The following is a 24280-nucleotide window of genomic DNA, read 5'->3' as shown; positions in this document are numbered from 1 at the left end:
ACAAAAAAGCCATGAAAAAACGCAGCACCTAGTGCTGCGTTTTTTGTTTAAGCTTAAGGCTTTATTAGCTAGCAGGAGTTTCTGTAGCTGGTGCATCAGCTTTTTCGATTTCGATTAGCTCAACTTCGAATACCAAGATAGAGTTTGGTGGAATGCTACCAGCACCGTTTTCACCGTAACCTAACTCAGAAGGGATGAAGAATTTGTACTTCGCACCCTTAGACATTAGCTGAACGCCTTCAGTCCAACCTGGAATTACACGGTTAAGTGGGAATGTTGCTGGCTCACCGCGGTCGTAAGAGCTATCAAAAGTAGAACCGTCAGTTAGGGTACCTTTGTAGTGAACTGTTACAGTATCTGCAGCGCTTGGCTTGTCGCCTTCAGCAGCAGTAAGTACTTCAAATTGAAGGCCAGACTCAGTAACCGTTACGCCTTCACGCGCTGCATTATCAGCTAGGTACTTGTCGCTTTCTGCTTTAGCAGCTGCTGCATCTTCAGCAGCTTTTGCTTCAACTAAACCTGCTAGCTTTTCGTCTAGTGCTTTAAGAGAAGCTTGAATATCTTCTTCAGACATAGCAACTTCGCCGCTAAGTCCATCTTGCATACCTTTAAGAACCAATGCGTTGTCTAATTCAAGACCAAGCTCTTTTTGCTGTTCTAGAGTTGTCGCAATGTAGCGAGAAACAGACGCACCGATCGCGTATGCTTGCTGCTGGTCTACATTTTCTAAGGCAACTTGCGCTGCCGCTGGAGCTTCAGCTTTTTCTTCCTGACAGCCAGTAACGGCAAAAATCGAGGCGGCTAAAACCGACACGGCAAAATACTTTTTCATTCATTTATCTCCAATAGAGTCGCATTAAATCTGTGGCATTGCGTGCAAGATCATTATGAATAATTAAACACTTAGCCGACAAAGCCCTTATACTAACCCTATTAGTCAACACAACCTAGTGACAGTTCCGTAAAAAAACGTAAAAAAATGACATTTATTAAGTTGTTTGTGATTTATGGTATCGCTTTGCTACTCAGTAGTTGTAGTGACGATGCTCCCCCGTTAAGTAGCTGGCAACAGGCTACCGACGGCGCTTATGCTGCCGATTTTTCGAGTGATGGAAGCTTGAGTTTGGTTTCTTCTATTCATCATGGTTTAAGCCTTTGGGATGTAAAACAACAACGTCAGCTGTTTCAATGGGATCATCAGAACCAGCAAAATAACCAAGTATTCTTGGTTAAAATTGCCGAAGGTAGTCAGTTTGCGGTGAGCGCTAGCCGCGATGATTTTGTAGTTTGGGACATCAATAGCGGGCAAGCTTTAGGCTATTGGAAGCTCAGTGAATCAAGCATTCGCGACATCGCTTTATCAAGCAATGGCCAACAAGTGCTGATTGGCTTGGGCGATGGCAAAGTGATTCACCTTAACTTGGTATCTGGCCGCCGCTTAGAGTTTCTAGGGCACAGCGAAAAAATCAACTCTGTTGCACTGTCGGCCAACGGGCGCTATGCGCTCACTGGCGGTAACGACTACCAAGCACTCTTTTGGGATACCCAAACCGCGCAAGTTATTTTGCGTTTCCCTCATCAAGGGCGCGTTTCCTCGGTGGCTTTAGAATCTGATGGAAAGTACGCTTTTACTTCTGACAACGGCAAACTTGCGCGAGTATGGGCCTTACCGAGCGGCGAACAGGTGAGTAAACTTAAGCTCACCGCCCGACAAAACATTTTCTCTTATGTGAGTTTTACCAATAATGGTGAGTGGCTAATCACCGGTTCTGCGGCTAGAAAGCTCAGTTTATGGCATGTGGCCAGCGGCCAAGCCTTGCAAGATTGGTTGGTCACCCCCACCAAGAAAACCCGTCCCAAAAGCGCAGTTGTGTATAGCGCAGCGATGCTTGATAATGGCCAGCTAGCGAGCGCAAGCTCCAGTGGATTGGTCGAAATTTGGCAGGTTAAAAAGTAGTATGAATCAGCAAGAATTAGAAAGTGTTATTGAACGCTTAGAAACAAAGTTGGCTTTTCAAGAGGACACTATCGAACAACTAAACCTCGCTTTACAAAGCCAGCAAAACCAATTAGAAACCTTAGAGCACCAATTTAAATTGATTCGCGCCAAACTGTTTGAAGGTGATGGCAGCGCAGCGGTTGCTCCGCAAGAGCAAGAAACGCCCCCTCCTCACTACTAAGCGCCGTTATGTCTCACTCATTTCGTTTAGCCCAGCAGGCCGATCTGCCCAGCATCGTTGAGATCTATAACTCAACGATTGCCTCACGCAAAGTAACGGCAGACACAGAGCCACAAACAGTGACCTCTCGCCAAGCTTGGTTTGAACAACACCAGAATCCCAAGCGCCCCTTATATGTGCTAGAACAAACAGGAGAGGTGATTGCTTGGTTAAGCTTTAGTGATTTTTATGGTCGGCCAGCCTACCAACATAGCGCTGAGATAAGTTTATATCTAGCAGAAAGCCAGCGTGGTAAAGGTTTAGGCGGTAAGTTGTTAATTGAGGCCGAAAGCTTAGCCCAAGCGCTAGGAATAGAAATCCTACTTGCCTTCATATTTAGTCACAATACCCCTAGCCTAACCCTATTCGAAAAACTTGAATATCAACGCTGGGGCCAACTACCTAATGTAGCCCGAATGGATGGCCAAGACTTCAGCTTAACAATACTGGGTAAAACTCTCACTTAAAGTCAGATGAGCTAACTGGACTAAAATAAGCATTATGATCACTGCTTACCGAAATAAAAGGGTAAGCTATGCCTTAATAGAGCCGCAAATTGCTTAAGTCGATAAGGCTAAAACCTCATTAAGGCTTAAACAAACCTATGATATCTTGCTCTGCTTTTTCTGCAGCTTGCTTGGGACGCTCGGCGCGGTAGTCACAGCTTACACACTCAATGTGCTCGCGCTCTTCACCGTCGATTTGCTCAACGATTAAACGAATAGAATCTTGTTCACTACATTCTGGGCATACTGCGCCAGCAATAAAACGATGTCTTGCCATAGTTAACTCTAGTTTGCACTACCATGTTGCTATGCGGCATTCACCGCATCGGTTATCATAGCGGCATTATTGCATACTTTTAGCAGCACATAGCAACAACCATGATCGTAGCCAACAACATAAGCCTGCAGCGCGGCAGCAAATTTCTATTAGCAGAAACCAACCTCACTATTCACGCCGGTCAAAAAGTGGGTTTAGTCGGTCAAAATGGCTGTGGTAAGTCTTCGCTTTTTGCCTTGCTTAAAAATCAACTGCAAGTGGATGAAGGCGATCTAAAAGTACCCAGCAAATGGGAAATTGCCAGCGTGGCTCAAGAAACCCCAGAGCTACACCGCAGCGCCATAGATTACGTGATTGATGGCGACCAAGAGTTTCGTAAGCTTGAACAAGACATTGCGGCGGCTGAAGAGTCTGGCAAAGGTGAGCTTATAGCTACCTTGCACACCCAAATGGATACCATTGGTGGCTACCAGATAAAAACCAAAGCTGCCGAGTTACTGGCTGGTTTAGGTTTTAGCGAAGCCGGCCAACAGCAAAGCGTGAGTGATTTCTCTGGTGGTTGGCGCATGCGTCTAAACTTAGCGCAAGCCCTGTTGGTGCGCTCAGATTTGCTGTTATTGGATGAGCCAACTAACCACTTAGACTTAGATACCGTTGTGTGGCTAGAGCAATGGCTTAAACGCTACCCTGGCACCCTAATTTTGATTTCTCACGACCGCGATTTTCTCGATAACATCATCAATCGCATCGTGCATATCGAACACCAAAAACTTAATGAGTACACCGGCGGATACTCCGATTTTGAGCAAATGCGTGCTACCCAGCTAGCCCAGCAGCAAGCCATGTACGAAAAGCAGCAACGTGAACGCGCCCACATGCAAAGTTTTGTGGACCGTTTTCGCTATAAAGCTAGCAAGGCCAAACAAGCTCAAAGCCGCTTAAAAGCGCTAGAGAAAATGGAAGTGATAAGCCAAGCGCATGTTGATTCGCAGTTTAGCTTCCACTTTAGAGAGCCCGACAACTTGCCACTTCCCTTGCTCACTATGGAAAAGGTGAGCGCTGGTTATGAAGACAAAACCATTTTAGAACAGGTTAAATTTAACTTAGTTCCCGGCAGCCGAATTGGCCTATTGGGGCGTAATGGTGCTGGTAAATCTACCTTTATCAAACTCTTATCTGGCGAGCTTAAAGCACAAGCGGGCACGGTTGAAATAAACAAAATGGCGAAAGTGGGCTACTTTGCTCAACACCAGCTTGAAACCCTGCGCCCCGACGATACCCCAATGCAGCATTTGCAACGCCTTGCCCCAACTAGCAGCGAAGCAGAGCTGCGTAAGTACTTAGGCAGTTTTGGCTTTCAAGGTGATAAAGCTCTAGAGCCTGTGGCACCTTTTAGCGGTGGCGAGAAAGCCCGCCTAGTATTGGCCTTGGTAGTTTGGCAAAAACCTAACTTACTCTTGCTGGATGAGCCTACCAACCACCTCGATTTAGAGATGCGCCACGCGCTAACCCTTGCCTTGCAAGAGTTTACTGGAGCGATGATTATTGTTTCGCACGACCGGGCGCTACTAAGAGCTACTACCGATGAGTTTTACTTAGTCGATAGCCAACAGGTGTCCCCCTTTAATGGCGACTTAGAAGACTACCAACAATGGCTTAGCCAAGCTAACCGAGTAGAAAATAGCAGCGCCGGTACAGCATCCACCAATAACCCGGTTAACCAGCGCAAAGAACAAAAGCGCCGAGAAGCAGAGTTTCGCCAACAAACTAAAGGGATTCGAAAAGAGCTAGAAAGCTTGGAAAAGCGCAGCGCTAAAGCCCAAAAAAGTCTTGATGATATCGAGCAGAAAATGGCAGAGCCAGAGCTGTATGAGGCTGAAAATAAAGCTCAGCTGCAAAAACTGTTAAAACAACAAGCCGAACTTAAGAGCGAACTCGAAGAAACTGAGCTAAGCTGGTTTGACCTGCAAGAACAGCTAGAAGAGCAACAACAAGCTTTTGGCATAGAGCAGGTGAATTAAGCCACTTGACCAATTTTGTTAGTACAGTAAGGTAACTAACAACAGAACTATTAATAATGATTCAAGGATGTATATGAACACGGCGTTAGACCGCTCTCGATTGATTATTGCCATTGTGCTAATTGTGGTGGGTATTGCAGTAATCGCCTATGTATTACCGCAAACCATCAGCTTAGTTTCACTGCCCCATGATGCACCATTTATGCAGGGCTTTTTTGAATGGCTAATGGCTGATAGCAATGCGATTACTGAGCAAGTAAGCGAAGAGTTTTTCGAAATATTTCAAACCTTTATTAAGGTTATCGTATTGGTAGTATTTCTCTGGGTGTGCGTGAAGTTAGTTGGCGTAGGCTTAATGCTTATTCGCGAAGGGGTTGGTCTAATTAAACCTGCGAATAGCAACGAGAAAAACAAACAGTAAGTTTTATATCGGCAATAAAAAAGCGAGTGTTAAGCACTCGCTTTTTTGTGTCTTAAATTTGCTTAGGCTTATAAACCTAGCACCATGCTGGCCAAACCAAAGTACACCAATACCCCGGATACATCGGCAATGGTGGCAACTAATGGCCCCGATGCTGTGGCAGGGTCCATTTTCATCTTGTTGAGCAAGAACGGCAGACTTAAACCTACTAAAGAGCCAACCAAAACAATAATGATCATCGACATAGATACGATCATCGCAACATCGGGACCGCCTCTAAATACCCCAACGCTGTATACCGCAGCAGCCATGGTTAGACCTAAGGCTAAACCAACCAGAAGCTCTCGAGCGAACAATTTCGACCAATCATTTTTGTCGACTTCGCCAGTTGCCAGCGCCCGCACCATCAATGCAGCGGCCTGTGAACCAGCATTACCACCACTACCAATAAGCAAGGGTAAAAAGAACACCAAGGCAACATGGCTAGCAATAGTATCCTCAAAGTGGGCAATACCTGCGCCTGAGAACATCGCACCAAAAACAAGTAATACTAGCCACATTACTCGCTTGCGATATAGCTCCCAAATGCTCACTCGGTCTACAGTTTCATCCAACTTGCCCACCGAAGCACTCTTTTGCGCATCTTCAGTAGCTTCTTCAACGGCAGCATCCATTGCATCATCATAAGTAACAATACCTACCAGTTTTTGCACCTCATCAACCACTGGTAAAGCTAATAAGTCGTAGTGGCGAATTTGCTTAGCTGCCTGCTCTTGGCTTTCATCCACCGAAACCGATACCACTTCGGTTCGCATTAGCTCGCGTACTTGAGTATCTGGAGAAGCGAGTATTAGTTCACGCAAAGACACGGTACCTAGCAAACGGCGCTGACCATCAATCACGTAGGTTTGGTAAATGGTTTCTTTATCTGGCGCTTCTAATCGCAATTGCTTAAGCGCCCGGCTGACTAACCAATGCTCTTTTAGAGTGGCGTAGTCAGAAGTCATAATCGCCCCTGCAGTACCTTCTGCATAGCTTGATAACTTGCGCAAATCTTCGCGTTCAGCTTGTGCTAGACCCGGCAACACCATGGCGCGTTGCTCTTCGTCTAAGTCATTATATAAATCGGCTCGCTCATCGGCGTCCATACGAGAAAACAAGGCGGCCAACTTATGGCGTTTCATTAATGCGGCAACATCTGCTTGCAAGTAAGGCGGCAAATAGGAAAAGACCTTGGCGCGGTCACCCAATGAAAACATAGAAATAAGCGGCAAAGCTTCTTTGGGCTCGAACTCAGCCAAGGCTTGGCCAATATCGGCAAAGTGATATTCATCAAGGGTGGAACGAAGAGTTAACTTATCGAGATTAAGTAGGGCTAGCTCTAGTTTTTGTTGAAGTTGTGCCATGTACTGCTCCAGCTATCGCATAGAGCCAGACACCAACGCACCGGACTACACGAAGAAATAAGGTTGTATAAAACTTATAAAACAATAAAAATTTCGACTGTCGGGGTCCGGGTTCATAGAGGTTTCTCGGTAATAAAATCGGCGCAAATTGTAGGGGGGAACGGGCTTTATTTCAAGTTATTATTGCTCCGAGGCCAGCACCTCGGAGCAATAATAACGGGCTTTGTTAGCTGTTATAGCCTAGGTTTGGTGCTAACCAACGCTCGGCTTCTTCCAGGCTCATATTCTTACGTTGAGCATAATCTTCAACCTGATCTTTTTGAATTGATGCCACTGCAAAATAACGGCTATCAGGATGTGAGAAATACCAACCAGACACAGCGGCACCAGGCCACATTGCGTAGCTTTCGGTAAGTTGCATACCAATACGTTGCTCAACGTCCAGCAGCTCCCAAATAAGGCCCTTCTCGGTATGTTCTGGGCAAGCGGGGTAACCCGGTGCTGGACGAATACCTTGGTAATTTTCGCGAATCAATTCTTCATTGCTAAGTGTTTCATCGGCGGCATAGCCCCAATACTCTTTACGTACTTGAGCATGCAAGTATTCTGCAAAGCCTTCGGCTAAACGATCGGCCACCGCTTTAACCATAATGGCGTTGTAATCATCGCCTTCTTGTTTGTAAGCTTCGGCCAATTCATCTTCGCCAATCCCACCGGTTACCGCAAAGGCGCCAAAGTAGTCAGCTTTGCCTGAAGATTTAGGTGCAATGAAGTCTGCTAAACAGTTGTTGGCTCCTTTTTTCTTTTCAGTTTGCTGACGAAGCTGAGAGCTTATACCCAACAACTCACTGCGCGACTCATCGCGATAGATTTCGATATCGTCACCCACGCTGTTAGCAGGAAATAAACCAAATACCCCTGAAACTTTAATCTCACCTTTGGCTTTAAAGCGCTCTAGCATCTCTTTGGCATCAGCAAAAATCCGCTTGGCCTCTTCACCCACCACTTTATCTTCTAGAATACGAGGGTATTTACCGGCCAATGACCAGGTCATGAAGAATGGAGTCCAATCGATATAAGGTTCTATCTCGGCAATTGATACATTTTCGAATTTTTGTACACCCAGCTGCTTAGGTACTGGCGGCGTATAGTTTTGCCAATCAATTTCTACGCGATTGGCGCGAGCGACGTCTAGGCTAACTGGCGGAGTACGCGGGCGTTTTCGCGCATGTTGCTCTCGCACAATCTCATAGTCTTTATCGAGCTTTTCAACAAATGCCGGGCGTAACTCGTCTGATAACAAGCTTTGACACACACCAACGGCACGAGAAGCGTTAGATACATACACCACTGGTTTTTCGTAGTTTTGTTCAATTTTTACTGCGGTATGGGCTTTTGAAGTAGTCGCGCCGCCAATCAGCAATGGTAAATCTAGACCAGTACGCTGCATTTCTTTAGCAACATGCACCATTTCATCTAGCGATGGCGTAATCAAGCCAGATAGACCAATCATGTCTACTTGCTCTTCTTTGGCCACTTTTAAGATCTTGTCGCAAGGTACCATTACGCCTAAGTCAATCACTTCAAAGTTATTACATTGCAGCACTACGCCAACAATGTTTTTACCAATGTCATGCACATCGCCTTTTACAGTGGCCATTACAATCTTACCGTTAGAGCGCTGCCCTTCGCCTTTTTCCGCCTCGATATAAGGTTGCAAGTAAGCCACTGCACGTTTCATTACCCGCGCAGATTTAACCACTTGTGGTAGGAACATTTTACCGTCACCAAACAAGTCGCCCACAACGTTCATGCCATCCATTAATGGCCCTTCAATCACATGCAGCGGGCGCTCTGCCGCTTGGCGAGCGAGCTCGGTATCTTCTTCAATAAATTCGGTAATGCCTTTAACTAAGGCGTGCTCTAAGCGTTTGTTTACGTCCCAGCTGCGCCACTCTAAATCTTGAGTGTTTTCTTGCTGGCTACCGTCGCCGCGGTACTTCTCGGCGATCTCTAGCAGCTCTTCAGTTGCGTTATCATGGGTATTTAGAACAACCGCTTCAACTTTGTCTTTAAGCTCTGTGGGAATGTCTGCATAAATGGCCAATTGCCCAGCGTTTACAATGCCCATATCCATGCCGTTTTTAATGGCGTAATACAAGAACACCGCGTGAATGGCTTCACGCACTGGATTGTTACCACGAAATGAGAAGCTAACATTAGATACACCGCCGGAGATCATCGCATGCGGCAAGTTATCTTTAATGTCTTTAACCGCTTCGATAAAGTCAACGGCGTAGTTATTATGCTCATCGATACCGGTGGCTACCGCAAAGATATTTGGATCAAAAATAATATCTTCTGGTGGGAAGCCAACTTGGTTAACCAAAATGTCGTAAGACTTACTACAAATCTCAAACTTGCGCTCTCGAGTATCGGCTTGCCCTACTTCATCAAAGGCCATCACAATTACTGCCGCTCCATAGCGACGCAGTATTTTTGCCTGTTCAATAAAGGGCTCAACACCTTCTTTCATTGAGATGGAGTTAACTACCGGTTTACCTTGAACACACTGTAAACCAGCTTCTAGAATGTCCCACTTAGAAGAATCGATCATCACCGGTACTTTGGCGATGTCTGGCTCTGAAGCCACCATATTTAGAAAACGCACCATGGCAGCCTTTGAATCAAGCATGCCTTCGTCCATGTTTACATCGATGATTTGCGCGCCGTTTTCTACCTGCTGCAAGGCAACTTCGATAGCTTTATCGTAGTTCTCTTCTTTAATCAGGCGCTTAAACATGGCCGAGCCAGTAACATTGTTACGCTCACCCACGTTTACAAATAAGGTTTCTGGCGTGATGGTAAGGGGCTCTAGACCAGACAAGCGACAAGCAACATCTATTTCTGGCAGTTGGCGAGGCTTAACACCTTCTACCGCTTCGGCCATCGCTTTAATATGCTCAGGAGTGGTACCACAACAACCACCCACAAGGTTTAAGAACCCAGCACGCGCCCACTCTCCAATATGTTCGGCCATTTCGGCAGCTTCTAAGTCATATTCACCAAAGGCATTGGGTAAACCGGCATTAGGGTGAGCCGATACATAGCTTTCGCTCACCCGGCTTAGCTCTTCGACGTACTGGCGCAGCTCATCAGGGCCAAGAGCACAGTTCAAACCCATGCTAATTGGATCGGCGTGGCGTAGCGAGTTATAGAATGCTTCGGTGGTTTGCCCGCTCAAGGTGCGACCAGAGGCGTCGGTGATGGTGCCGGAAATCATTACAGGCAGTTTGTAACCCAGTTCATCAAACACCGTTTCAACAGCAAATACAGCCGCTTTAGCATTTAGGGTATCGAAAATAGTTTCGATAAGAATTAAGTCACTACCGCCTTCGATTAAAGCTTTAGTTGATTCTATATACGCTTCAACTAACTCGTTGAAGGTAACGTTTCTGTAGCCAGGATCGTTTACATCGGGAGAGATAGAACAGGTGCGGTTTGTTGGCCCCAACACCCCCGCTACAAAACGCGGACGCTCTGGGTTTAGAGTAGTAACCTCGTCGGCTACTTCACGAGCAACTCTGGCGGCCTCACGGTTGATTTCAGCCGAGTAGGCTTCCATGTCGTAATCAGCCATCGCGATAGTGGTGGCGTTAAAGGTATTGGTTTCGAGAATGTCAGCGCCCGCCAATAAGTAATCACGATGGATATCCGCAATGATTTTTGGCTGAGAAAGTACCAACATATCGTTGTTACCTTTAACGTCTGTATGCCAATCAGCAAAGCGTTCGCCGCGGTAGTCAGCCTCTTCCAATTTGTAAGACTGAATCATGGTTCCCATGCCGCCATCAATAATCATGATGCGTTGAGAAAGTTGCTTTTCTAGTTGAGGCCTTGCTGACACGGGAACATCCTATTTCTTTCGCTGGTATTTCGACACGGCAGTGTAGCACACTGCCTTTATTGGCTTAGCTGCGATAAAGTTATATGAAATTATTTCAAGATATTATCGGATTTTGGTTTTAGCTCGGCTAAGTCGTATGGGGTGATCTGGTAGACGCAATAGTTTAACCAGTTATTGTAGAGTAAATGCCCATGACTACGCCAAGTTGCACACGGCGGGTTGCTGCTATCGTCCTGAGGATAATAGTTCTCAGGCAACTGAGGTGTTAAGCCTTCTTGGCTATCGCGTTGATACTCATTATGTAAGGTATCTGCGGCATACTCAGGGTGGCCGGTAATAAATACTTGGCGAAAATCTTCACTGGCAAATAAATAACTGCCTGCTTCAGGGTTATCGGCCAGCACTTTTAAGTCGGTTTCTTCGTTGATCAAATTGGAATCAAAGTGGGCATAACGTGACAAAGGCGCTAAAAATGCATCGTCAAAGCCACGTACTAAGGGATTGTGCTTGTGTTTAGTTTGATGCCAATACACGCCTGATAACTTCTTCTCACGCGTCTGTTTTTCTAAACCGTATAAATGATATAAAGCGGCTTGAGCTGCCCAGCATAGGTAAAGCGTGGAGGTTACGTGAGTCGTCGACCAATCAATGATCTCTTTCACCTGATCCCAATAATAAACGTCTTCAAAGGCCACTTGCCCCAGTGGTGCGCCGGTTATAATCAAGCCATCAAAATTACGTTCTCGCAATTTCTCGAAATCTCGATAAAACTTATCGATATGCTCTTGCGGGGTATTTTTAGACACTCGATGATTAATCCGTAATAGCTTTACGTTCACTTGCAGCGGCGAGTTAGAAAGCAAGCGGAGGATCTGATTCTCGGTCTCGATTTTCTTTGGCATTAAATTAAGCAATACCACTTCTAAGGGACGAATATCCTGATGAGCAGCTCGGCTCTCTGGCATTACAAATATATTTTCATTGCGCAATACTTCAGCAGCGGGTAACTGATCAGGAATACAAATTGGCATATAAAGGTTCCTTGCTAACAACAGGAAATGTATGTCTAGACATCTAGATACCTATTTTAGTTAGATTGTACGCTATGTCTAGAACTTGTTAAAAGCAGCTGATTTTATGCAGCAAATTCTTCATAATGCAGGCTAGACGGATGAAGTAGAAAGGGAAAATGGCAGAGTTAAAGCTAAATGTTGAACGTTTACAGATAGGAGTTTATGTAAAACTCCCTGTTAAATGGGGCGAACACCCATTTATGTTCACCAGCTTCAAGATAAAGAGCCAAGACCAAATCGAAGTAATTCACAACCTCGGTTTAAAACATGTCATTGTTGTTCCTGAAAAGAGCGACAAACCACCCTTGCCTGTTGATCAAGAAAGTAACGGCAATCCAAAAGCTGATAGCAAGGCGCAAGAAAAAGCTGAAAAAGCCCTCTGGGAAGAAAAGCGCGCCCGTATTGAAGAGCTTAAAAACTACCGGCGCAATCTGCAAAAAGTGGAAAAAGAGTTCGACAGATCCATGGCTCAAGTTCGCGCTGTCATGTCTAAGCTTAAGAGCCGCCCGCTAAATGCGGTAGACGACGCTACCAGCCTCATTAACAACTTAGCCGATGACTTACTGTCCGGCGAAAACGTTGTACTTCATTTAATGAACGACAGTAAAGATGCTGACAGCTTCTATTACCATAGCCTCAATGTATCAATCCTAGCGATGATGCTGGCTAAAGCTGCAGGCTTTTCTGAGCGAGATATTAAGATTTTAGGTTTAGCTGGCTTATTCCATGATGTTGGGAAAATGAAAATCCCAGACAAAATATTGCGCAAAGTAGGTAAGTTAACCAAGCAAGAAGACAACTTACTCAAGATGCACACCAAGTACGGTGCAGACTTTCTTAAACTCTCAGAAACCTTACCAGCAAAAGTAAAGTTAATTGCTGAACAGCACCACGAGTTTTTAGATGGGAGCGGCTATCCGAAGAAGCTAAAAGGCGAGCAGATAGACCGCTTGTCTCAGCTAATTTCAGTGGTAAACGAATACGATAGTTTGTGTCATCCACGCGATGTAAAACAAACTCGCATTCCTTTTACGGTTATCTCATACCTCTATAAACAGCGCAAAGAACAGCTTAATACAGCAGATTTGGGGATTTTGATCCGTTTACTGGGGATTTACCCACCTGGCAGTGTGGTACAGCTTAGTTCCGGTCAAATTGGCTTGGTGATGTCAGTTAACTCGGAGCGCTTATTATTTCCTGCAGTGCAAGTTTATGATGCCAATATCCCACGCACCGAAGCACCAATCATCGACTTAGAAGCTGCTGGCTTAACCATCGAAAAAGCCTTAAAACCAAGTGCGTTGCCGGATGCAGTGTTTGAATACCTTAACCCTCGCGCGAGGATTTCTTACTACTTCGACCACAATAAGCGTTTGTAGTTATTCAGCTATAACTTCTTAACGACTACAAATTTTAGACAAAAAAAAGCCGGACCTAAGTCCGGCTTTTTAAGCTTGGTGTCTGAGTTTACTCAGCAGCTTCTTCAGCTACTTCTTCAACTTCAGGACGGTCCAATAATTCAATGTATGCCATAGGAGCATTGTCGCCAGCACGGAAACCACATTTTAAAATGCGAGTATAACCGCCTGCACGTTCTTTGAATCGTGGGCCGATTTCAGCAAATAGCTTACCAACAACTTCTGCATCGCGAGTACGAGCAAAAGCTAGACGACGGTTAGCTACACTGTCATTTTTAGCCAATGTAATTAATGGCTCAACAACACGGCGAAGCTCTTTGGCTTTAGGCAATGTTGTCTTGATAACTTCATGGCGAACCAATGAACTGGCCATATTCCGGAACATAGCCTGACGATGGCTACTATTTCGGTTCAATTGACGACCACTCTGACGATGGCGCATGACCTTATCCTTCTATATTAAGACGTTAAAACCAGTGACTACTTATCAGCGATGCTAGCAGGTGGCCAGTTTTCTAGGCGCATGCCTAGAGACAAACCACGTGATGCCAATACATCTTTGATTTCTGTAAGCGACTTTTTACCCAAGTTAGGGGTTTTAAGTAGCTCAACTTCGGTACGTTGTACCAAGTCACCAATGTAATGAATCGCTTCTGCCTTCAAACAGTTAGCAGAGCGTACTGTCAACTCTAGATCATCGACAGGACGAAGCAGGATTGGATCAAACTCTGGCTTCTCTTCTTTTTCTTCAGGCTCACTTACGTCACGTAAGTCAACGAAGGCATCCAACTGCTCTGCAAGAATTGTTGCACTGCGGCGGATAGCTTCCTCTGGATCAAGAGTACCATTGGTTTCCATATCGATAACCAATTTGTCCAAGTCAGTACGTTGCTCTACACGTGCAGCTTCAACAGTATAAGCAATACGCTCTACTGGGCTGTAAGCCGCATCCGTTAGCAAACGACCAATTGGACGCTCTTCATCTTCAGAGTGAACCCGAACTGAAGCTGGTACGTAACCACGACCACGTTCTACCTTAATACGCATGCTGATTTCAGCGTTGCTGCTAAGGTGACAAATAACGTGCTCAGGGTTAGTGATTTCGACATCAGCGTCGTGCTGAATGTCGCCTGCAACCACAGGACCTGCTCCAGACTTGGCAAGACTCAATGTTACTTCGTCTTTGCCTTCTAACTTTACAGCAATACCTTTCAGGTTAAGTAAGATTTCCAAGATATCCTCTTGAACACCTTCCTTACTGCTGTACTCATGCAACACGCCATCGATTTCTACTTCAGTTACCGCACAACCTGGCATAGAAGATAAAAGAATACGACGAAGAGCGTTACCTAAAGTGTGGCCAAAACCACGCTCTAATGGCTCAAGCGTAACCTTTGCACGAGTTGGGCTAACTTGTTCGATCTCAACTAGCCTTGGTTTTAGAAACTCTGTTACAGAACCCTGCATTGTGTCCTCTCTATAATTCAACTTTACTTAGAGTAAAGTTCGACGATCAGCTGTTCGTTAATTTCCGCAGACAAGTCAGCGCGCTCAGGTAGGCGCTTGAAAGTGCCTTCCATCTTAGTTGCGTCTACTTCTACCCACGATGCCGCTTCACGTTGTCCAGCGATTTCCAAAGATGCAACGATACGCGCTTGCTTCTTAGATTTTTCGCGAACACTGATAACGTCTTCTGGTAGTACCTTGTAAGAAGGAATGTTTACCACTTTACCGTTTACTAGAATAGATTTGTGGCTAACTAGTTGACGAGCTTCGGCGCGAGTAGCACCAAAACCTACACGGTAAACAACGTTATCTAAACGACTTTCTAACAATTGCAACAAGTTTTCACCGGTGTTGCCTTTAAGGCGAGCAGCAGCTTTATAGTAGTTGCGGAATTGCTTTTCAAGAATGCCGTATAAACGACGAACTTTTTGCTTCTCACGAAGCTGTAAACCGTAGTCTGAAAGACGCGCTTTACGTGCACCGTGTTGTCCAGGTGCTGTATCCAACTTACACTTTGTGTCGATCGCACGTACACCACTTTTCAAGAAAAGATCGGTACCCTCACGACGGCTAAGTTTAAGCTTTGGACCTAAATATCTTGCCATTTTTCTTTCTCCAATCTATCCAGAAACTACACGCGGCGTTTCTTAGGTGGACGACAGCCATTGTGTGGAATCGGAGTCACGTCGGTGATGTTAGTCACACGGAAACCCGCTGCATGTAATGCACGGATTGAAGACTCACGACCAGGACCTGGGCCGTTTACAAACACTTCTACGTTCTTAAGGCCGTAGTCTTTAGCTGCTTCAGCAGCACGTTCAGCAGCAACCTGTGCAGCAAACGGAGTAGACTTACGAGAACCACGGAAACCTGAACCACCTGCGGTAGCCCAAGAAAGCGCGTTGCCCTGACGATCAGTGATAGTCACGATAGTATTGTTGAAAGAAGCATGGATATGAGCCATGCCATCAGCAACTTGTTTTTTTACGCGTTTACGAGCGCGAGTCGGAGTTTTAGCCATTATCACTCACCCCTTATTTCTTAATAGGTTTGCGAGGACCTTTACGGGTGCGCGCATTAGTTTTAGTGCGCTGACCGCGAAGGGGCAAACTGCGACGATGACGAAGTCCACGGTAACAACCGAGGTCCATCAGGCGCTTAATGTTCATTGATACTTCACGGCGTAGATCACCTTCAACGGTGAATTTAGCTACTTCGTCACGAAGTTTATCGATTTGTGTTTCGTCAAGTTCTCTGATCTTAACATCTTCAGCGATACCGGCTGCCGCACAGATTTTCTGTGAACGGGTTAAGCCAATGCCGAAGATTGCAGTTAAAGCAATAACTGCGTGCTTCTGATCAGGAATGTTAATGCCGGCTATACGGGCCATTGGCACACTCCTATTTTTCGTGTTAAACGAAGGCCATCTGTGAAAAGCCCGTAAGGATACTCAACAGATGACCACATTGCAAATAATATTGTCTTGAAATCTACTAACTAGCCTTGGCGCTGTTTATGCTTTGGCTCACTGCAAATTACACGCACAACACCGTTGCGCTTAATAACTTTACAGTTACGGCAGATTTTCTTAACGGATGCACGTACTTTCATTGCTATCTCCGCGAAAGTTAAAGTCCAATCTCAAGGGCGGCCTATCGGCCGTAACCTTTAAGATTAGCTTTTTTCAGAACCGAACCATATTGATGAGACATCAAATGGGTTTGGACCTGAGCCATAAAGTCCATGATAACCACCACTACAATAAGTAGCGAAGTACCACCGAAGTAGAACTGAACGTTCATTCCGATCATCATAAACTCAGGAATTAAACATACAAACGTGATGTACAAAGCACCAGCTAGGGTTAAACGAGTCATCACCTTGTCGATGTATCGCGAGGTTTGCTCACCTGGGCGAATACCCGGAATGAACGCACCACTCTTCTTCAAATTATCTGCTGTTTCGCGCGGGTTAAATACCAACGCAGTATAGAAGAAGCAGAAGAAGATAATGGCTGCTGCATACAAGAACACATATAACGGTTGCCCAGGTTGTAAGGTTAGTGACAGGTCAGATAAGAAAGATAAACCTTCATTTTGACCGAACCACTGCGCCAACGTGCCAGGGAACAGAATAATACTTGAAGCAAAAATAGCTGGGATAACACCCGCCATGTTTACCTTAAGTGGTAAATGTGTGCTTTGCGCAGCAAACACTTTGCGACCTTGTTGGCGTTTTGCATAGTTAACAACGATACGACGTTGTCCACGTTCTACAAATACCACAAAGAAGGTCACCGCAAATACAAGAGCAACGATGAACAAGAGTAACAACAAATGTAACTCTCCTTGACGCGCCTGCTCAGCCGTCTGACCGATTGCAGAAGGCAATCCTGCCACAATACCAGCAAAAATCAGAATCGAGATTCCATTGCCAATACCGCGTTCAGTAATTTGCTCACCTAACCACATTAGGAACATTGTTCCCGTTACCAAGCTAACCACCGCAGTGAAATAGAATGGTAGACCTGGGTTGATTACCAGACCAGCCATCATATTTGGTAAGCCAGTAGCTATACCAATAGCTTGGAAGGTTGCTAGAACCAGTGTGCTATAACGCGTGTATTGACTAATTTTACGTCGACCCGACTCACCTTCCTTTTTAAGTTCGGCAAGTGTTGGGTGAACAACAGTCAATAACTGTATGATAATCGATGCCGAAATATACGGCATGATACCTAACGCGAAAATAGACGCACGTGAAAGTGCACCACCTGAAAACATATTAAACATTTCCAGAATGGTACCTTTCTGCTGGTCAAACAACGCGGCCAGTACAGCGGCATCAATCCCAGGTAACGGCACAAAGGAGCCGGCTCGGAACACAATAATGGCTCCAAGCACAAATAATAAACGACTCTTAAGCTCGCTTAAGCCGCCTTGTGCACTTGCTGATGCTGTTCCTGGATTCTTAGCCATGTTTTGTACTATTCCTCGATTTTACCGCCAGCAGCTTCAATTGCTGCCAGTGCGCCTTTAGTTACACGCAGGCCACGTAAGGTAACTGGTGCTTTTACTTCGCCAGATAGTACTACTTTTGCAAACTTAATGTTGCGAGTAATAAGACCAGCAGCCTTCAAAGCGTCCAAATCTACCACGTCAGCAGTAACTTTAGCTAGCTCGCTAGTGCGAACTTCAGCAGTTACCATTGATTTACGTGAAGTAAAACCAAATTTAGGCAAACGCTGTTTCAAAGGCATTTGACCGCCTTCGAAACCTGGGCGAACACTACCGCCAGAACGAGACTTCTGACCTTTGTGACCACGACCGGCTGTTTTACCTAAACCAGAACCAATACCACGACCTACACGCTTAGCATTTGGCTTAGAGCCAGCTGCTGGAGAAAGAGTATTCAAACGCATGATTATTCTCCCTCAACCTTAACCATGTAAGAAACTTTATTAATCATACCGCGAACACAAGGAGTATCCTCAAGTTCTACAGTGTGGTTAATGCGACGAAGACCTAGACCAGTTAAGGTCGCACGGTGCTTAGGCAAACGCCCGATACCGCTTTTAGTCTGTGTTACTTTAATTTTGTTCGACATGGCTTATTACCCCAGAATTTCTTGGACGCTTAGGCCACGCTTCGCAGCAACGTCTTGTGGAGAATGCATATTCTCAAGAGCGTCGATAGTAGCGCGAACAATGTTAATTGGGTTAGTAGAACCGTATGCCTTAGACAATACGTTCTGCACACCCGCAACCTCTAGAACAGCACGCATCGCACCACCGGCAATAATACCAGTACCCTCTGATGCAGGTTGCATGTAAACACGCGACCCAGAGTGGCGACCCTTAATAGGATGCTGAAGTGTAGTGCCTCTCAGCTGTACACTTGTAAGGTTACGACGCGCTTTTTCCATTGCTTTTTGAATAGCAGCTGGAACTTCGCGAGCTTTACCATAACCAAACCCTACGCGACCGTTACCGTCACCCACTACTGTTAGAGCAGTGAAACTGAAGATACGACCACCTTTAACTACTTTTGACACACGGTTTACAGCGATAAGCTTTTCGTTCAGATCACTACCGGCTTGTGCTTCAAATTTAGACATGACTCACTCCTTAGAACTGAAGACCAGCTTCACGAGCTGCTTCTGCAAGCGCAGCTACGCGGCCGTGGTACTTAAAGCCTGAACGGTCGAAAGCTACAGATGTAACGCCTTTTTCAGCAGCACGTTCAGCGATTGCTTTACCTACTGCAGTAGCGGCAGCTACATTGCTTAAACTTTCAAGACCGTTAGCAACGGCTTTATCTACTGTTGATGCTGCGGCAATAACCTGTGCATCAGGTGCAATCACCTGCGCGTAAATATGGCGCGGAGTACGGTGAATCACCAGGCGGGTTTTACCCAACTCTTGCATAGCTTTGCGAGTGCGTGTTGCACGACGCAGACGAGCAATTTTCTTTTCCATAGTGTTAACCTACTTCTTCTTAGCCTCTTTACGGCGAACATTTTCGTCAGAGTAACGAACACCTTTACCTTTGTAAGGCTCTGGTGGACGGAACGCGCGAATGTCTGCTGCTACCTGACCAACAACTTGCTTATCAGCACCTTTCAGTACGATTTCAGTTTGTGATGGACACTCTGCTGTAACACCTTCTGGTAAGGTGTATTCTACAGGGTGAGAAAAACCTAAAGTAAGGTTAACTACCGAGCCTTTTACGGCTGCACGGTAACCAACACCTAAAAGAGTCAGTTTCTTCTCAAACCCGTTTGTAACGCCAACAACCATGTTGTTGCTAAGAGCGCGAGCTGTACCTGCTTGAGCTGAAGAACCACCTTCAACAACAGCAAATTTCAATTCGTTTTCTTCTTTCGTTACAACAACTGCGTCATTAAAAACGCGAGTCAATGTACCTTTGCTACCTTTAACCGTTAATTCTTGGCCGTTGATATTTACTTCAACGCCAGCAGGAATCGTAACGGGAGCCTTGGCTACGCGAGACATATTACCTACCTCCGGTTAAGCTACGTAACAGACGATTTCACCGCCCATGCCAGCTTTACGTGCTGCACGGTCAGTCATTACGCCTTTAGATGTAGAAACGATTGCAACGCCAAGGCCACCCATAACTTTAGGTAGGTCTTTAGCACCTTTATAAATGCGTAGGCCTGGACGGCTTACACGTTCAATCTTTTCAATAACTTTTTTACCTTCAAAATACTTGAGGGTAACTTCTAATGACTTTTTCACGTCACCAGTCACAGCGTATCCTGTGATGTAACCTTCTTCTTGCAACAAGTTAGCAATTGCCACTTTTACTTTAGATGAAGGCATAACAACAGATACTTTATTTGCTGATTGACCGTTGCGAACGCGAGTCAACATATCTGCAATAGGATCTTGCATGCTCATAATCGTTTACTCCGTAATTAAGTGGATTACCAACTGGCTTTCTTAAGGCCAGGAACCTCACCGCGCATCATAGCTTCACGCAATTTAATACGGCTTAGGCCGAATTTGCGTAGGTAGCCATGTGGACGGCCAGTTACGTTACAGCGGTTACGCTGACGAGACCGACTTGAATCACGAGGTAACGATTGCAATTTTAACACTGCGTCCCAACGCTCTTCATCAGAGCTGTTCACGCTGCTAATAATCGCTTTAAGCGCAGCGCGCTTTTCCGCGAAGCGAGCAACGGCTTTTTCACGTTTCACTTCACGAGCTTTCATTGATTGTTTAGCCATAACTAACTCTACCTTACTTACGGAATGGGAAGTTAAAGGCAGCCAGCAGAGCGCGGCCTTCCTCGTTGGTTTCGGCAGTAGTAGTGATAGTAATATCCATACCACGAACCTTATCAACTTTGTCATAATCGATTTCAGGGAAGATGATTTGCTCACGTACACCCATGCTGTAATTACCACGGCCATCGAATGACTTAGCATTCAAACCACGGAAATCTCGAACACGAGGAATAGCGATCGAAATCAAACGCTCTAAAAACTCCCACATACGCTCACCGCGTAGAGTCACTTTACAACCAATTGGGTATCCATCACGGATTTTGAAGCCTGCTACAGATTTACGAGCTTTGGTAGTAAGTGGTTTTTGACCTGAGATAGCCGCTAGATCAGCAATTGCGTGCTCTAGTACTTTCTTGTCATTAACCGCTTCACCCACACCCATGTTAAGGGTGATTTTCTCAATCCGAGGGACTTGCATGATGGATTTGTAACCGAACTCCTTTAAGAGTTCAGGCGTTACAGTTTCCTTATATAGGTCATGCAGTTTCGCCATCGTTAACTCCAGTTACTTTACAATTTCATTAGACGATTTGAATACACGAACTTTTTTGTCGTCTTCAAATCGAAAACCAACGCGATCAGCCTTGCCAGTGGCAGGGTTAAAAATCGCTACGTTTGATGCATCAAGGGCCGCTTCTTTCTCAACAATACCGCCTGCTTCACCCAATTGTGGGTTTGGCTTTTGGTGCTTCTTGATCACGTTCACGCCTTCAACGAATAGTTTACCAGTAGATAAAACTTTGGTTACGCTACCGCGTTTGCCTTTGTCTTTACCTGCAATAACTATTACTTCATCGCCTTTTTGGATTTTATTAGCCATTTTGGACTCCTTAAAGTACTTCTGGCGCTAGAGACACAATTTTCATGAACTGTTCGTTGCGCAGTTCACGTGTCACAGGACCAAAGATACGAGTACCAATAGGCTGATTGTTTGCATTCAAGATAACCGCTGCATTGCGGTCAAAACGAATTACAGAACCATCAGGACGACGTACGCCTTTTCTAGTACGCACTACCACAGCATTCATTACGTCACCTTTCTTAACTTTACCGCGAGGAATTGCTTCCTTAACAGTAACTTTAATGATGTCGCCAATTCGTGCATAACGGCGGTGCGAACCACCTAGGACCTTAATACATTGTACAAGGCGCGCGCCGGAATTGTCCGCCACGTCCATAGTAGATTGCATTTGGATCATTTCAGTGCTCCGCTATATATTACAACTGACCCCAGCAATTAGCGCTGAGATCTCTGGCTGCCTAATTAAAGGGCGCGAAATTATAACACCCTAATTTTTTAATTGGTAGGATTGTCTAAATTTTGTTTAATTTAATTAAAAAAACAATAATAAACAAAGAGTTACCACGAAAGCTGCAATCAAAAAACAGCTAAAAAGAGGCTAATTTCGCATTTAGGTTATTAGAGTTGAAGCTATTTGCCCCAACCTAATCAGATATATCGACCAACAATTGGCCGATAAAAACAAAAAAGCCCAGCAATAGTGCCGGGCTTTATTGAATATGGTGCTGATAGGCAGATTCGAACTGCCGACCTCACCCTTACCAAGGGTGCGCTCTACCAACTGAGCTATATCAGCGAAATAAAAACCCAGCTATAAGCTGGGTTTTTAAATTGAGAGCCTGGCAGTGACCTACTTTCACATGGGGAAACCCCACACTATCATCGGCGCAGTTGCGTTTCACTTCTGAGTTCGGCATGGAATCAGGTGGGTCCACAACGCTATTGCCACCAGGCAAAAACTGTTGTCTTTAACATTCGAAAAAGCTAAAAATATCTCACGAGTACTAACAAGTATTCATGGTCAAAAAATAAGGTATCTATAAGCAACACCCTTTAGGTGTTGTATGGTTAAGCCTCACGGGTAATTAGTACAAGTTAGCTCAATGCCTCACAGCACTTACACACCTTGCCTATCAACGTTGTAGTCTCCAACGGCCCTTCAGAGGACTTAAAGTCCTAGTGAGAATTAATCTCGAGGCCTGCTTCCCGCTTAGATGCTTTCAGCGGTTATCAGTTCCGAACGTAGCTACTGGGCAATGCTATTGGCATAACAACCCAAACACCAGCGGTTCGTCCACTCCGGTCCTCTCGTACTAGGAGCAGCTCCCCTCAATTCTCAAACGCCCACGGCAGATAGGGACCGAACTGTCTCACGACGTTCTAAACCCAGCTCGCGTACCACTTTAAATGGCGAACAGCCATACCCTTGGGACCGACTTCAGCCCCAGGATGTGATGAGCCGACATCGAGGTGCCAAACACCGCCGTCGATATGAACTCTTGGGCGGTATCAGCCTGTTATCCCCGGAGTACCTTTTATCCGTTGAGCGATGGCCCTTCCATACAGAACCACCGGATCACTATGACCTACTTTCGTACCTGCTCGACGTGTCTGTCTCGCAGTTAAGCTGGCTTATGCCATTGCACTAACCGTATGATGTCCGACCATACTTAGCCAACCTTCGTGCTCCTCCGTTACTCTTTGGGAGGAGACCGCCCCAGTCAAACTACCCACCAGACACTGTCCGCAATCCCGATAAGGGACCAACGTTAGAACATCAACACTACAAGGGTGGTATTTCAAGGTCGGCTCCACATCATCTAGCGACAACGCTTCAAAGCCTCCCACCTATCCTACACATGTAGGGTCAATGTTCAGTGTCAAGCTGTAGTAAAGGTTCACGGGGTCTTTCCGTCTAGCCGCGGGTACACCGCATCTTCACGGCAATTTCAATTTCACTGAGTCTCGGGTGGAGACAGCTTGGCCATCATTACGCCATTCGTGCAGGTCGGAACTTACCCGACAAGGAATTTCGCTACCTTAGGACCGTTATAGTTACGGCCGCCGTTTACCGGGGCTTCGATCAATAGCTTCGTCCAAAGACTAACCACATCAATTAACCTTCCGGCACCGGGCAGGCGTCACACCGTATACGTCATCTTTCGATTTAGCACAGTGCTGTGTTTTTAATAAACAGTTGCAGCCAACTGGTATCTGCGACTCTCAGCAGCTTAGGGAGCAAGTCCCATCACCATCAAGAGCGTACCTTCTCCCGAAGTTACGGTACCATTTTGCCTAGTTCCTTCACCCGAGTTCTCTCAAGCGCCTTGGTATTCTCTACCCAACCACCTGTGTCGGTTTGGGGTACGGTTTCGTATAATCTGAAGCTTAGAGACTTTTCCTGGAAGCAGGGCATCAACCACTTCGTGTCCGTAGACACTCGTCATCAACTCTCAGCGTAATGTAAACCCGGATTTGCCTAAGTTTACCGCCTACTGCCTTTCACGTGGACAACCATCGCCACGCTGGCCTAGCCTTCTCCGTCCTCCCATCGCAATTATACGAAGTACAGGAATATTAACCTGTTTCCCATCGACTACACTTTTCAGTCTCGCCTTAGGGGCCGACTCACCCTGCCCTGATTAACATTGGACAGGAAACCTTGGTCTTTCGGCGAGGGGGCTTTTCACCCCCTTTATCGTTACTCATGTCAACATTCGCACTTCTGATACCTCCAGCAGACCTTACGATCCACCTTCAACGGCTTACAGAACGCTCCTCTACCGAGCATGCAAGCATGCTCCCGTAGCTTCGGTGGTATGTTTAGCCCCGTTACATCTTCCGCGCAGGCCGACTCGACCAGTGAGCTATTACGCTTTCTTTAAATGATGGCTGCTTCTAAGCCAACA

General features: G+C 45.7%; 28 protein-coding genes, 1 tRNA gene and 2 rRNA genes (1 of these 31 cut by a window edge). 6 read left to right on the top strand and 25 right to left on the bottom strand.

Going from position 1 to position 24280, the window contains the following annotated elements:
• Positions 1 to 64: 64 nt before the first annotated feature.
• Complete coding sequence (gene fkpA / locus K5609_RS02255) at positions 65 to 832, bottom strand: FKBP-type peptidyl-prolyl cis-trans isomerase (RefSeq protein ID WP_221075776.1); 768 nt, start codon at positions 830 to 832, stop codon at positions 65 to 67.
• 147 nt (positions 833 to 979) lie between these two features.
• On the opposite strand from fkpA, the gene K5609_RS02250 reads away from it, so the two are divergent.
• From K5609_RS02250 to K5609_RS02240, 3 genes are read left to right on the top strand one after another with little or no spacing between them, the layout of a single operon-like run.
• A complete protein-coding gene (locus K5609_RS02250; RefSeq protein ID WP_221075775.1) occupies positions 980 to 1957 on the top strand; it encodes a WD40 repeat domain-containing protein in 978 nt (325 codons plus the stop codon).
• A 1-nt stretch (position 1958) separates the two neighbouring features.
• Positions 1959 to 2180 (top strand): SlyX family protein, encoded by a 222-nt coding sequence (locus K5609_RS02245; RefSeq protein WP_163134657.1) that lies wholly within the window; start codon positions 1959 to 1961, stop codon positions 2178 to 2180.
• Between the two features lie 8 nt (positions 2181 to 2188).
• Positions 2189 to 2686, top strand: coding sequence for a GNAT family N-acetyltransferase (locus tag K5609_RS02240; protein ID WP_221075774.1), 498 nt, complete (start codon positions 2189 to 2191; stop codon positions 2684 to 2686).
• 118 nt (positions 2687 to 2804) lie between these two features.
• Here the strand turns inward: K5609_RS02240 and K5609_RS02235 are convergent, their stop codons facing one another.
• On the bottom strand, positions 2805 to 3002 hold the full coding sequence (locus K5609_RS02235; RefSeq protein WP_016402121.1) for a YheV family putative zinc ribbon protein: 198 nt from the start codon (positions 3000 to 3002) through the stop codon (positions 2805 to 2807).
• Between the two features lie 101 nt (positions 3003 to 3103).
• Between K5609_RS02235 and K5609_RS02230 the strand changes: the two genes are divergently transcribed.
• Together K5609_RS02230 and K5609_RS02225 are read left to right on the top strand one after the other, a co-directional pair.
• Positions 3104 to 5023 (top strand): ABC transporter ATP-binding protein, encoded by a 1920-nt coding sequence (locus K5609_RS02230; RefSeq protein ID WP_221075773.1) that lies wholly within the window; start codon positions 3104 to 3106, stop codon positions 5021 to 5023.
• Between the two features lie 73 nt (positions 5024 to 5096).
• Positions 5097 to 5444: a hypothetical protein gene (locus K5609_RS02225; RefSeq protein WP_221075772.1), complete on the top strand. Its 348-nt coding sequence runs from the start codon at positions 5097 to 5099 to the stop codon at positions 5442 to 5444.
• Positions 5445 to 5512: 68 nt separating this feature from the next.
• Here the strand turns inward: K5609_RS02225 and mgtE are convergent, their stop codons facing one another.
• The 3 genes from mgtE to metA all read right to left on the bottom strand — a co-directional run bounded on the left by mgtE (position 5513) and on the right by metA (position 11788).
• On the bottom strand, positions 5513 to 6850 hold the full coding sequence (gene mgtE, locus K5609_RS02220; protein WP_221075771.1) for a magnesium transporter: 1338 nt from the start codon (positions 6848 to 6850) through the stop codon (positions 5513 to 5515).
• A gap of 226 nt (positions 6851 to 7076) precedes the next feature.
• Positions 7077 to 10757: a methionine synthase gene (gene metH / locus K5609_RS02215; RefSeq protein ID WP_221075770.1), complete on the bottom strand. Its 3681-nt coding sequence runs from the start codon at positions 10755 to 10757 to the stop codon at positions 7077 to 7079.
• An 89-nt stretch (positions 10758 to 10846) separates the two neighbouring features.
• Positions 10847 to 11788, bottom strand: coding sequence for a homoserine O-acetyltransferase MetA (metA, locus tag K5609_RS02210; protein ID WP_221075769.1), 942 nt, complete (start codon positions 11786 to 11788; stop codon positions 10847 to 10849).
• A 158-nt stretch (positions 11789 to 11946) separates the two neighbouring features.
• Between metA and K5609_RS02205 the strand changes: the two genes are divergently transcribed.
• Positions 11947 to 13209: a cyclic di-GMP phosphodiesterase gene (locus K5609_RS02205; protein WP_221075768.1), complete on the top strand. Its 1263-nt coding sequence runs from the start codon at positions 11947 to 11949 to the stop codon at positions 13207 to 13209.
• A gap of 88 nt (positions 13210 to 13297) precedes the next feature.
• Here the strand turns inward: K5609_RS02205 and rplQ are convergent, their stop codons facing one another.
• The 20 genes from rplQ to K5609_RS02105 all read right to left on the bottom strand — a co-directional run.
• The gene (rplQ, locus tag K5609_RS02200; RefSeq protein WP_221075767.1) at positions 13298 to 13690 is read right to left on the bottom strand and encodes a 50S ribosomal protein L17; all 393 of its coding nucleotides are present in this window, start codon (positions 13688 to 13690) and stop codon (positions 13298 to 13300) included.
• A 38-nt stretch (positions 13691 to 13728) separates the two neighbouring features.
• Complete coding sequence (locus tag K5609_RS02195; protein ID WP_137673767.1) at positions 13729 to 14715, bottom strand: DNA-directed RNA polymerase subunit alpha; 987 nt, start codon at positions 14713 to 14715, stop codon at positions 13729 to 13731.
• A gap of 23 nt (positions 14716 to 14738) precedes the next feature.
• Positions 14739 to 15359, bottom strand: coding sequence for a 30S ribosomal protein S4 (rpsD, locus tag K5609_RS02190; protein WP_221075766.1), 621 nt, complete (start codon positions 15357 to 15359; stop codon positions 14739 to 14741).
• A gap of 26 nt (positions 15360 to 15385) precedes the next feature.
• Entirely contained in the window at positions 15386 to 15775 is a 390-nt protein-coding gene (gene rpsK, locus K5609_RS02185) for a 30S ribosomal protein S11 (RefSeq protein ID WP_016402131.1), read from the bottom strand.
• A 13-nt stretch (positions 15776 to 15788) separates the two neighbouring features.
• Positions 15789 to 16145, bottom strand: a complete 357-nt coding sequence (gene rpsM / locus K5609_RS02180; protein ID WP_016402132.1) for a 30S ribosomal protein S13 — start codon at positions 16143 to 16145, stop codon at positions 15789 to 15791.
• A gap of 107 nt (positions 16146 to 16252) precedes the next feature.
• Positions 16253 to 16366, bottom strand: coding sequence for a 50S ribosomal protein L36 (gene rpmJ / locus K5609_RS02175; RefSeq protein ID WP_000868186.1), 114 nt, complete (start codon positions 16364 to 16366; stop codon positions 16253 to 16255).
• 41 nt (positions 16367 to 16407) lie between these two features.
• The gene (gene secY / locus K5609_RS02170) at positions 16408 to 17733 is read right to left on the bottom strand and encodes a preprotein translocase subunit SecY (RefSeq protein WP_016402133.1); all 1326 of its coding nucleotides are present in this window, start codon (positions 17731 to 17733) and stop codon (positions 16408 to 16410) included.
• A gap of 8 nt (positions 17734 to 17741) precedes the next feature.
• Positions 17742 to 18176, bottom strand: coding sequence for a 50S ribosomal protein L15 (gene rplO, locus K5609_RS02165; RefSeq protein ID WP_221075765.1), 435 nt, complete (start codon positions 18174 to 18176; stop codon positions 17742 to 17744).
• A 2-nt stretch (positions 18177 to 18178) separates the two neighbouring features.
• Positions 18179 to 18361 carry a 50S ribosomal protein L30 gene (gene rpmD / locus K5609_RS02160; protein ID WP_016402135.1) on the bottom strand — a complete coding sequence of 61 codons (183 nt, stop codon included), beginning with the start codon at positions 18359 to 18361 and terminating at the stop codon, positions 18179 to 18181.
• Positions 18362 to 18367: 6 nt separating this feature from the next.
• Positions 18368 to 18871, bottom strand: a complete 504-nt coding sequence (gene rpsE, locus K5609_RS02155; protein ID WP_016402136.1) for a 30S ribosomal protein S5 — start codon at positions 18869 to 18871, stop codon at positions 18368 to 18370.
• 10 nt (positions 18872 to 18881) lie between these two features.
• On the bottom strand, positions 18882 to 19232 hold the full coding sequence (gene rplR / locus K5609_RS02150) for a 50S ribosomal protein L18 (protein WP_016402137.1): 351 nt from the start codon (positions 19230 to 19232) through the stop codon (positions 18882 to 18884).
• A 9-nt stretch (positions 19233 to 19241) separates the two neighbouring features.
• The gene (gene rplF / locus K5609_RS02145) at positions 19242 to 19769 is read right to left on the bottom strand and encodes a 50S ribosomal protein L6 (protein WP_221075764.1); all 528 of its coding nucleotides are present in this window, start codon (positions 19767 to 19769) and stop codon (positions 19242 to 19244) included.
• Between the two features lie 15 nt (positions 19770 to 19784).
• Complete coding sequence (rpsH, locus tag K5609_RS02140) at positions 19785 to 20177, bottom strand: 30S ribosomal protein S8 (RefSeq protein WP_016402139.1); 393 nt, start codon at positions 20175 to 20177, stop codon at positions 19785 to 19787.
• 26 nt (positions 20178 to 20203) lie between these two features.
• Positions 20204 to 20509, bottom strand: coding sequence for a 30S ribosomal protein S14 (rpsN, locus tag K5609_RS02135; RefSeq protein ID WP_016402140.1), 306 nt, complete (start codon positions 20507 to 20509; stop codon positions 20204 to 20206).
• A 13-nt stretch (positions 20510 to 20522) separates the two neighbouring features.
• Positions 20523 to 21062 carry a 50S ribosomal protein L5 gene (rplE, locus tag K5609_RS02130; protein ID WP_040307252.1) on the bottom strand — a complete coding sequence of 180 codons (540 nt, stop codon included), beginning with the start codon at positions 21060 to 21062 and terminating at the stop codon, positions 20523 to 20525.
• A 12-nt stretch (positions 21063 to 21074) separates the two neighbouring features.
• A complete protein-coding gene (rplX, locus tag K5609_RS02125) occupies positions 21075 to 21389 on the bottom strand; it encodes a 50S ribosomal protein L24 (RefSeq protein WP_163134676.1) in 315 nt (104 codons plus the stop codon).
• A 10-nt stretch (positions 21390 to 21399) separates the two neighbouring features.
• The gene (rplN, locus tag K5609_RS02120; protein WP_016402143.1) at positions 21400 to 21768 is read right to left on the bottom strand and encodes a 50S ribosomal protein L14; all 369 of its coding nucleotides are present in this window, start codon (positions 21766 to 21768) and stop codon (positions 21400 to 21402) included.
• A gap of 323 nt (positions 21769 to 22091) precedes the next feature.
• A tRNA-Thr gene (locus K5609_RS02115) sits at positions 22092 to 22167 on the bottom strand.
• Positions 22168 to 22208: 41 nt separating this feature from the next.
• Positions 22209 to 22324, bottom strand: a 5S ribosomal RNA gene (gene rrf / locus K5609_RS02110).
• Between the two features lie 111 nt (positions 22325 to 22435).
• Positions 22436 to 24280 (bottom strand): 23S ribosomal RNA (locus K5609_RS02105); it runs 1045 nt beyond the window's last position.

Origin of the sequence: Agarivorans aestuarii, from assembly GCF_019670125.1 — a bacterium.
In the GTDB taxonomy this organism is placed as follows: Bacteria; Pseudomonadota; Gammaproteobacteria; order Enterobacterales; family Celerinatantimonadaceae; genus Agarivorans; species Agarivorans aestuarii.
The sequence above is the reverse complement of the archived record's forward strand: the minus strand, read 5'-3'. Positions and strand labels throughout refer to the sequence as shown.

What these genes read in the sequence shown, in the direction of transcription:
- fkpA (WP_221075776.1), bottom strand. Translation starts at nt 832, where the DNA reads ATGAAAAAGTATTTTGCCGTGTCGGTTTTAGCCGCCTCGATTTTTGCC.
- K5609_RS02250 (WP_221075775.1), top strand. Translation starts at nt 980, where the DNA reads ATGACATTTATTAAGTTGTTTGTGATTTATGGTATCGCTTTGCTACTC.
- K5609_RS02245 (WP_163134657.1), top strand. Translation starts at nt 1,959, where the DNA reads ATGAATCAGCAAGAATTAGAAAGTGTTATTGAACGCTTAGAAACAAAG.
- K5609_RS02240 (WP_221075774.1), top strand. Translation starts at nt 2,189, where the DNA reads ATGTCTCACTCATTTCGTTTAGCCCAGCAGGCCGATCTGCCCAGCATC.
- K5609_RS02235 (WP_016402121.1), bottom strand. Translation starts at nt 3,002, where the DNA reads ATGGCAAGACATCGTTTTATTGCTGGCGCAGTATGCCCAGAATGTAGT.
- K5609_RS02230 (WP_221075773.1), top strand. Translation starts at nt 3,104, where the DNA reads ATGATCGTAGCCAACAACATAAGCCTGCAGCGCGGCAGCAAATTTCTA.
- K5609_RS02225 (WP_221075772.1), top strand. Translation starts at nt 5,097, where the DNA reads ATGAACACGGCGTTAGACCGCTCTCGATTGATTATTGCCATTGTGCTA.
- mgtE (WP_221075771.1), bottom strand. Translation starts at nt 6,850, where the DNA reads ATGGCACAACTTCAACAAAAACTAGAGCTAGCCCTACTTAATCTCGAT.
- metA (WP_221075769.1), bottom strand. Translation starts at nt 11,788, where the DNA reads ATGCCAATTTGTATTCCTGATCAGTTACCCGCTGCTGAAGTATTGCGC.
- K5609_RS02205 (WP_221075768.1), top strand. Translation starts at nt 11,947, where the DNA reads ATGGCAGAGTTAAAGCTAAATGTTGAACGTTTACAGATAGGAGTTTAT.
- rplQ (WP_221075767.1), bottom strand. Translation starts at nt 13,690, where the DNA reads ATGCGCCATCGTCAGAGTGGTCGTCAATTGAACCGAAATAGTAGCCAT.
- K5609_RS02195 (WP_137673767.1), bottom strand. Translation starts at nt 14,715, where the DNA reads ATGCAGGGTTCTGTAACAGAGTTTCTAAAACCAAGGCTAGTTGAGATC.
- rpsD (WP_221075766.1), bottom strand. Translation starts at nt 15,359, where the DNA reads ATGGCAAGATATTTAGGTCCAAAGCTTAAACTTAGCCGTCGTGAGGGT.
- rpsK (WP_016402131.1), bottom strand. Translation starts at nt 15,775, where the DNA reads ATGGCTAAAACTCCGACTCGCGCTCGTAAACGCGTAAAAAAACAAGTT.
- rpsM (WP_016402132.1), bottom strand. Translation starts at nt 16,145, where the DNA reads ATGGCCCGTATAGCCGGCATTAACATTCCTGATCAGAAGCACGCAGTT.
- rpmJ (WP_000868186.1), bottom strand. Translation starts at nt 16,366, where the DNA reads ATGAAAGTACGTGCATCCGTTAAGAAAATCTGCCGTAACTGTAAAGTT.
- secY (WP_016402133.1), bottom strand. Translation starts at nt 17,733, where the DNA reads ATGGCTAAGAATCCAGGAACAGCATCAGCAAGTGCACAAGGCGGCTTA.
- rplO (WP_221075765.1), bottom strand. Translation starts at nt 18,176, where the DNA reads ATGCGTTTGAATACTCTTTCTCCAGCAGCTGGCTCTAAGCCAAATGCT.
- rpmD (WP_016402135.1), bottom strand. Translation starts at nt 18,361, where the DNA reads ATGTCGAACAAAATTAAAGTAACACAGACTAAAAGCGGTATCGGGCGT.
- rpsE (WP_016402136.1), bottom strand. Translation starts at nt 18,871, where the DNA reads ATGTCTAAATTTGAAGCACAAGCCGGTAGTGATCTGAACGAAAAGCTT.
- rplR (WP_016402137.1), bottom strand. Translation starts at nt 19,232, where the DNA reads ATGGAAAAGAAAATTGCTCGTCTGCGTCGTGCAACACGCACTCGCAAA.
- rplF (WP_221075764.1), bottom strand. Translation starts at nt 19,769, where the DNA reads ATGTCTCGCGTAGCCAAGGCTCCCGTTACGATTCCTGCTGGCGTTGAA.
- rpsH (WP_016402139.1), bottom strand. Translation starts at nt 20,177, where the DNA reads ATGAGCATGCAAGATCCTATTGCAGATATGTTGACTCGCGTTCGCAAC.
- rpsN (WP_016402140.1), bottom strand. Translation starts at nt 20,509, where the DNA reads ATGGCTAAACAATCAATGAAAGCTCGTGAAGTGAAACGTGAAAAAGCC.
- rplE (WP_040307252.1), bottom strand. Translation starts at nt 21,062, where the DNA reads ATGGCGAAACTGCATGACCTATATAAGGAAACTGTAACGCCTGAACTC.
- rplX (WP_163134676.1), bottom strand. Translation starts at nt 21,389, where the DNA reads ATGGCTAATAAAATCCAAAAAGGCGATGAAGTAATAGTTATTGCAGGT.
- rplN (WP_016402143.1), bottom strand. Translation starts at nt 21,768, where the DNA reads ATGATCCAAATGCAATCTACTATGGACGTGGCGGACAATTCCGGCGCG.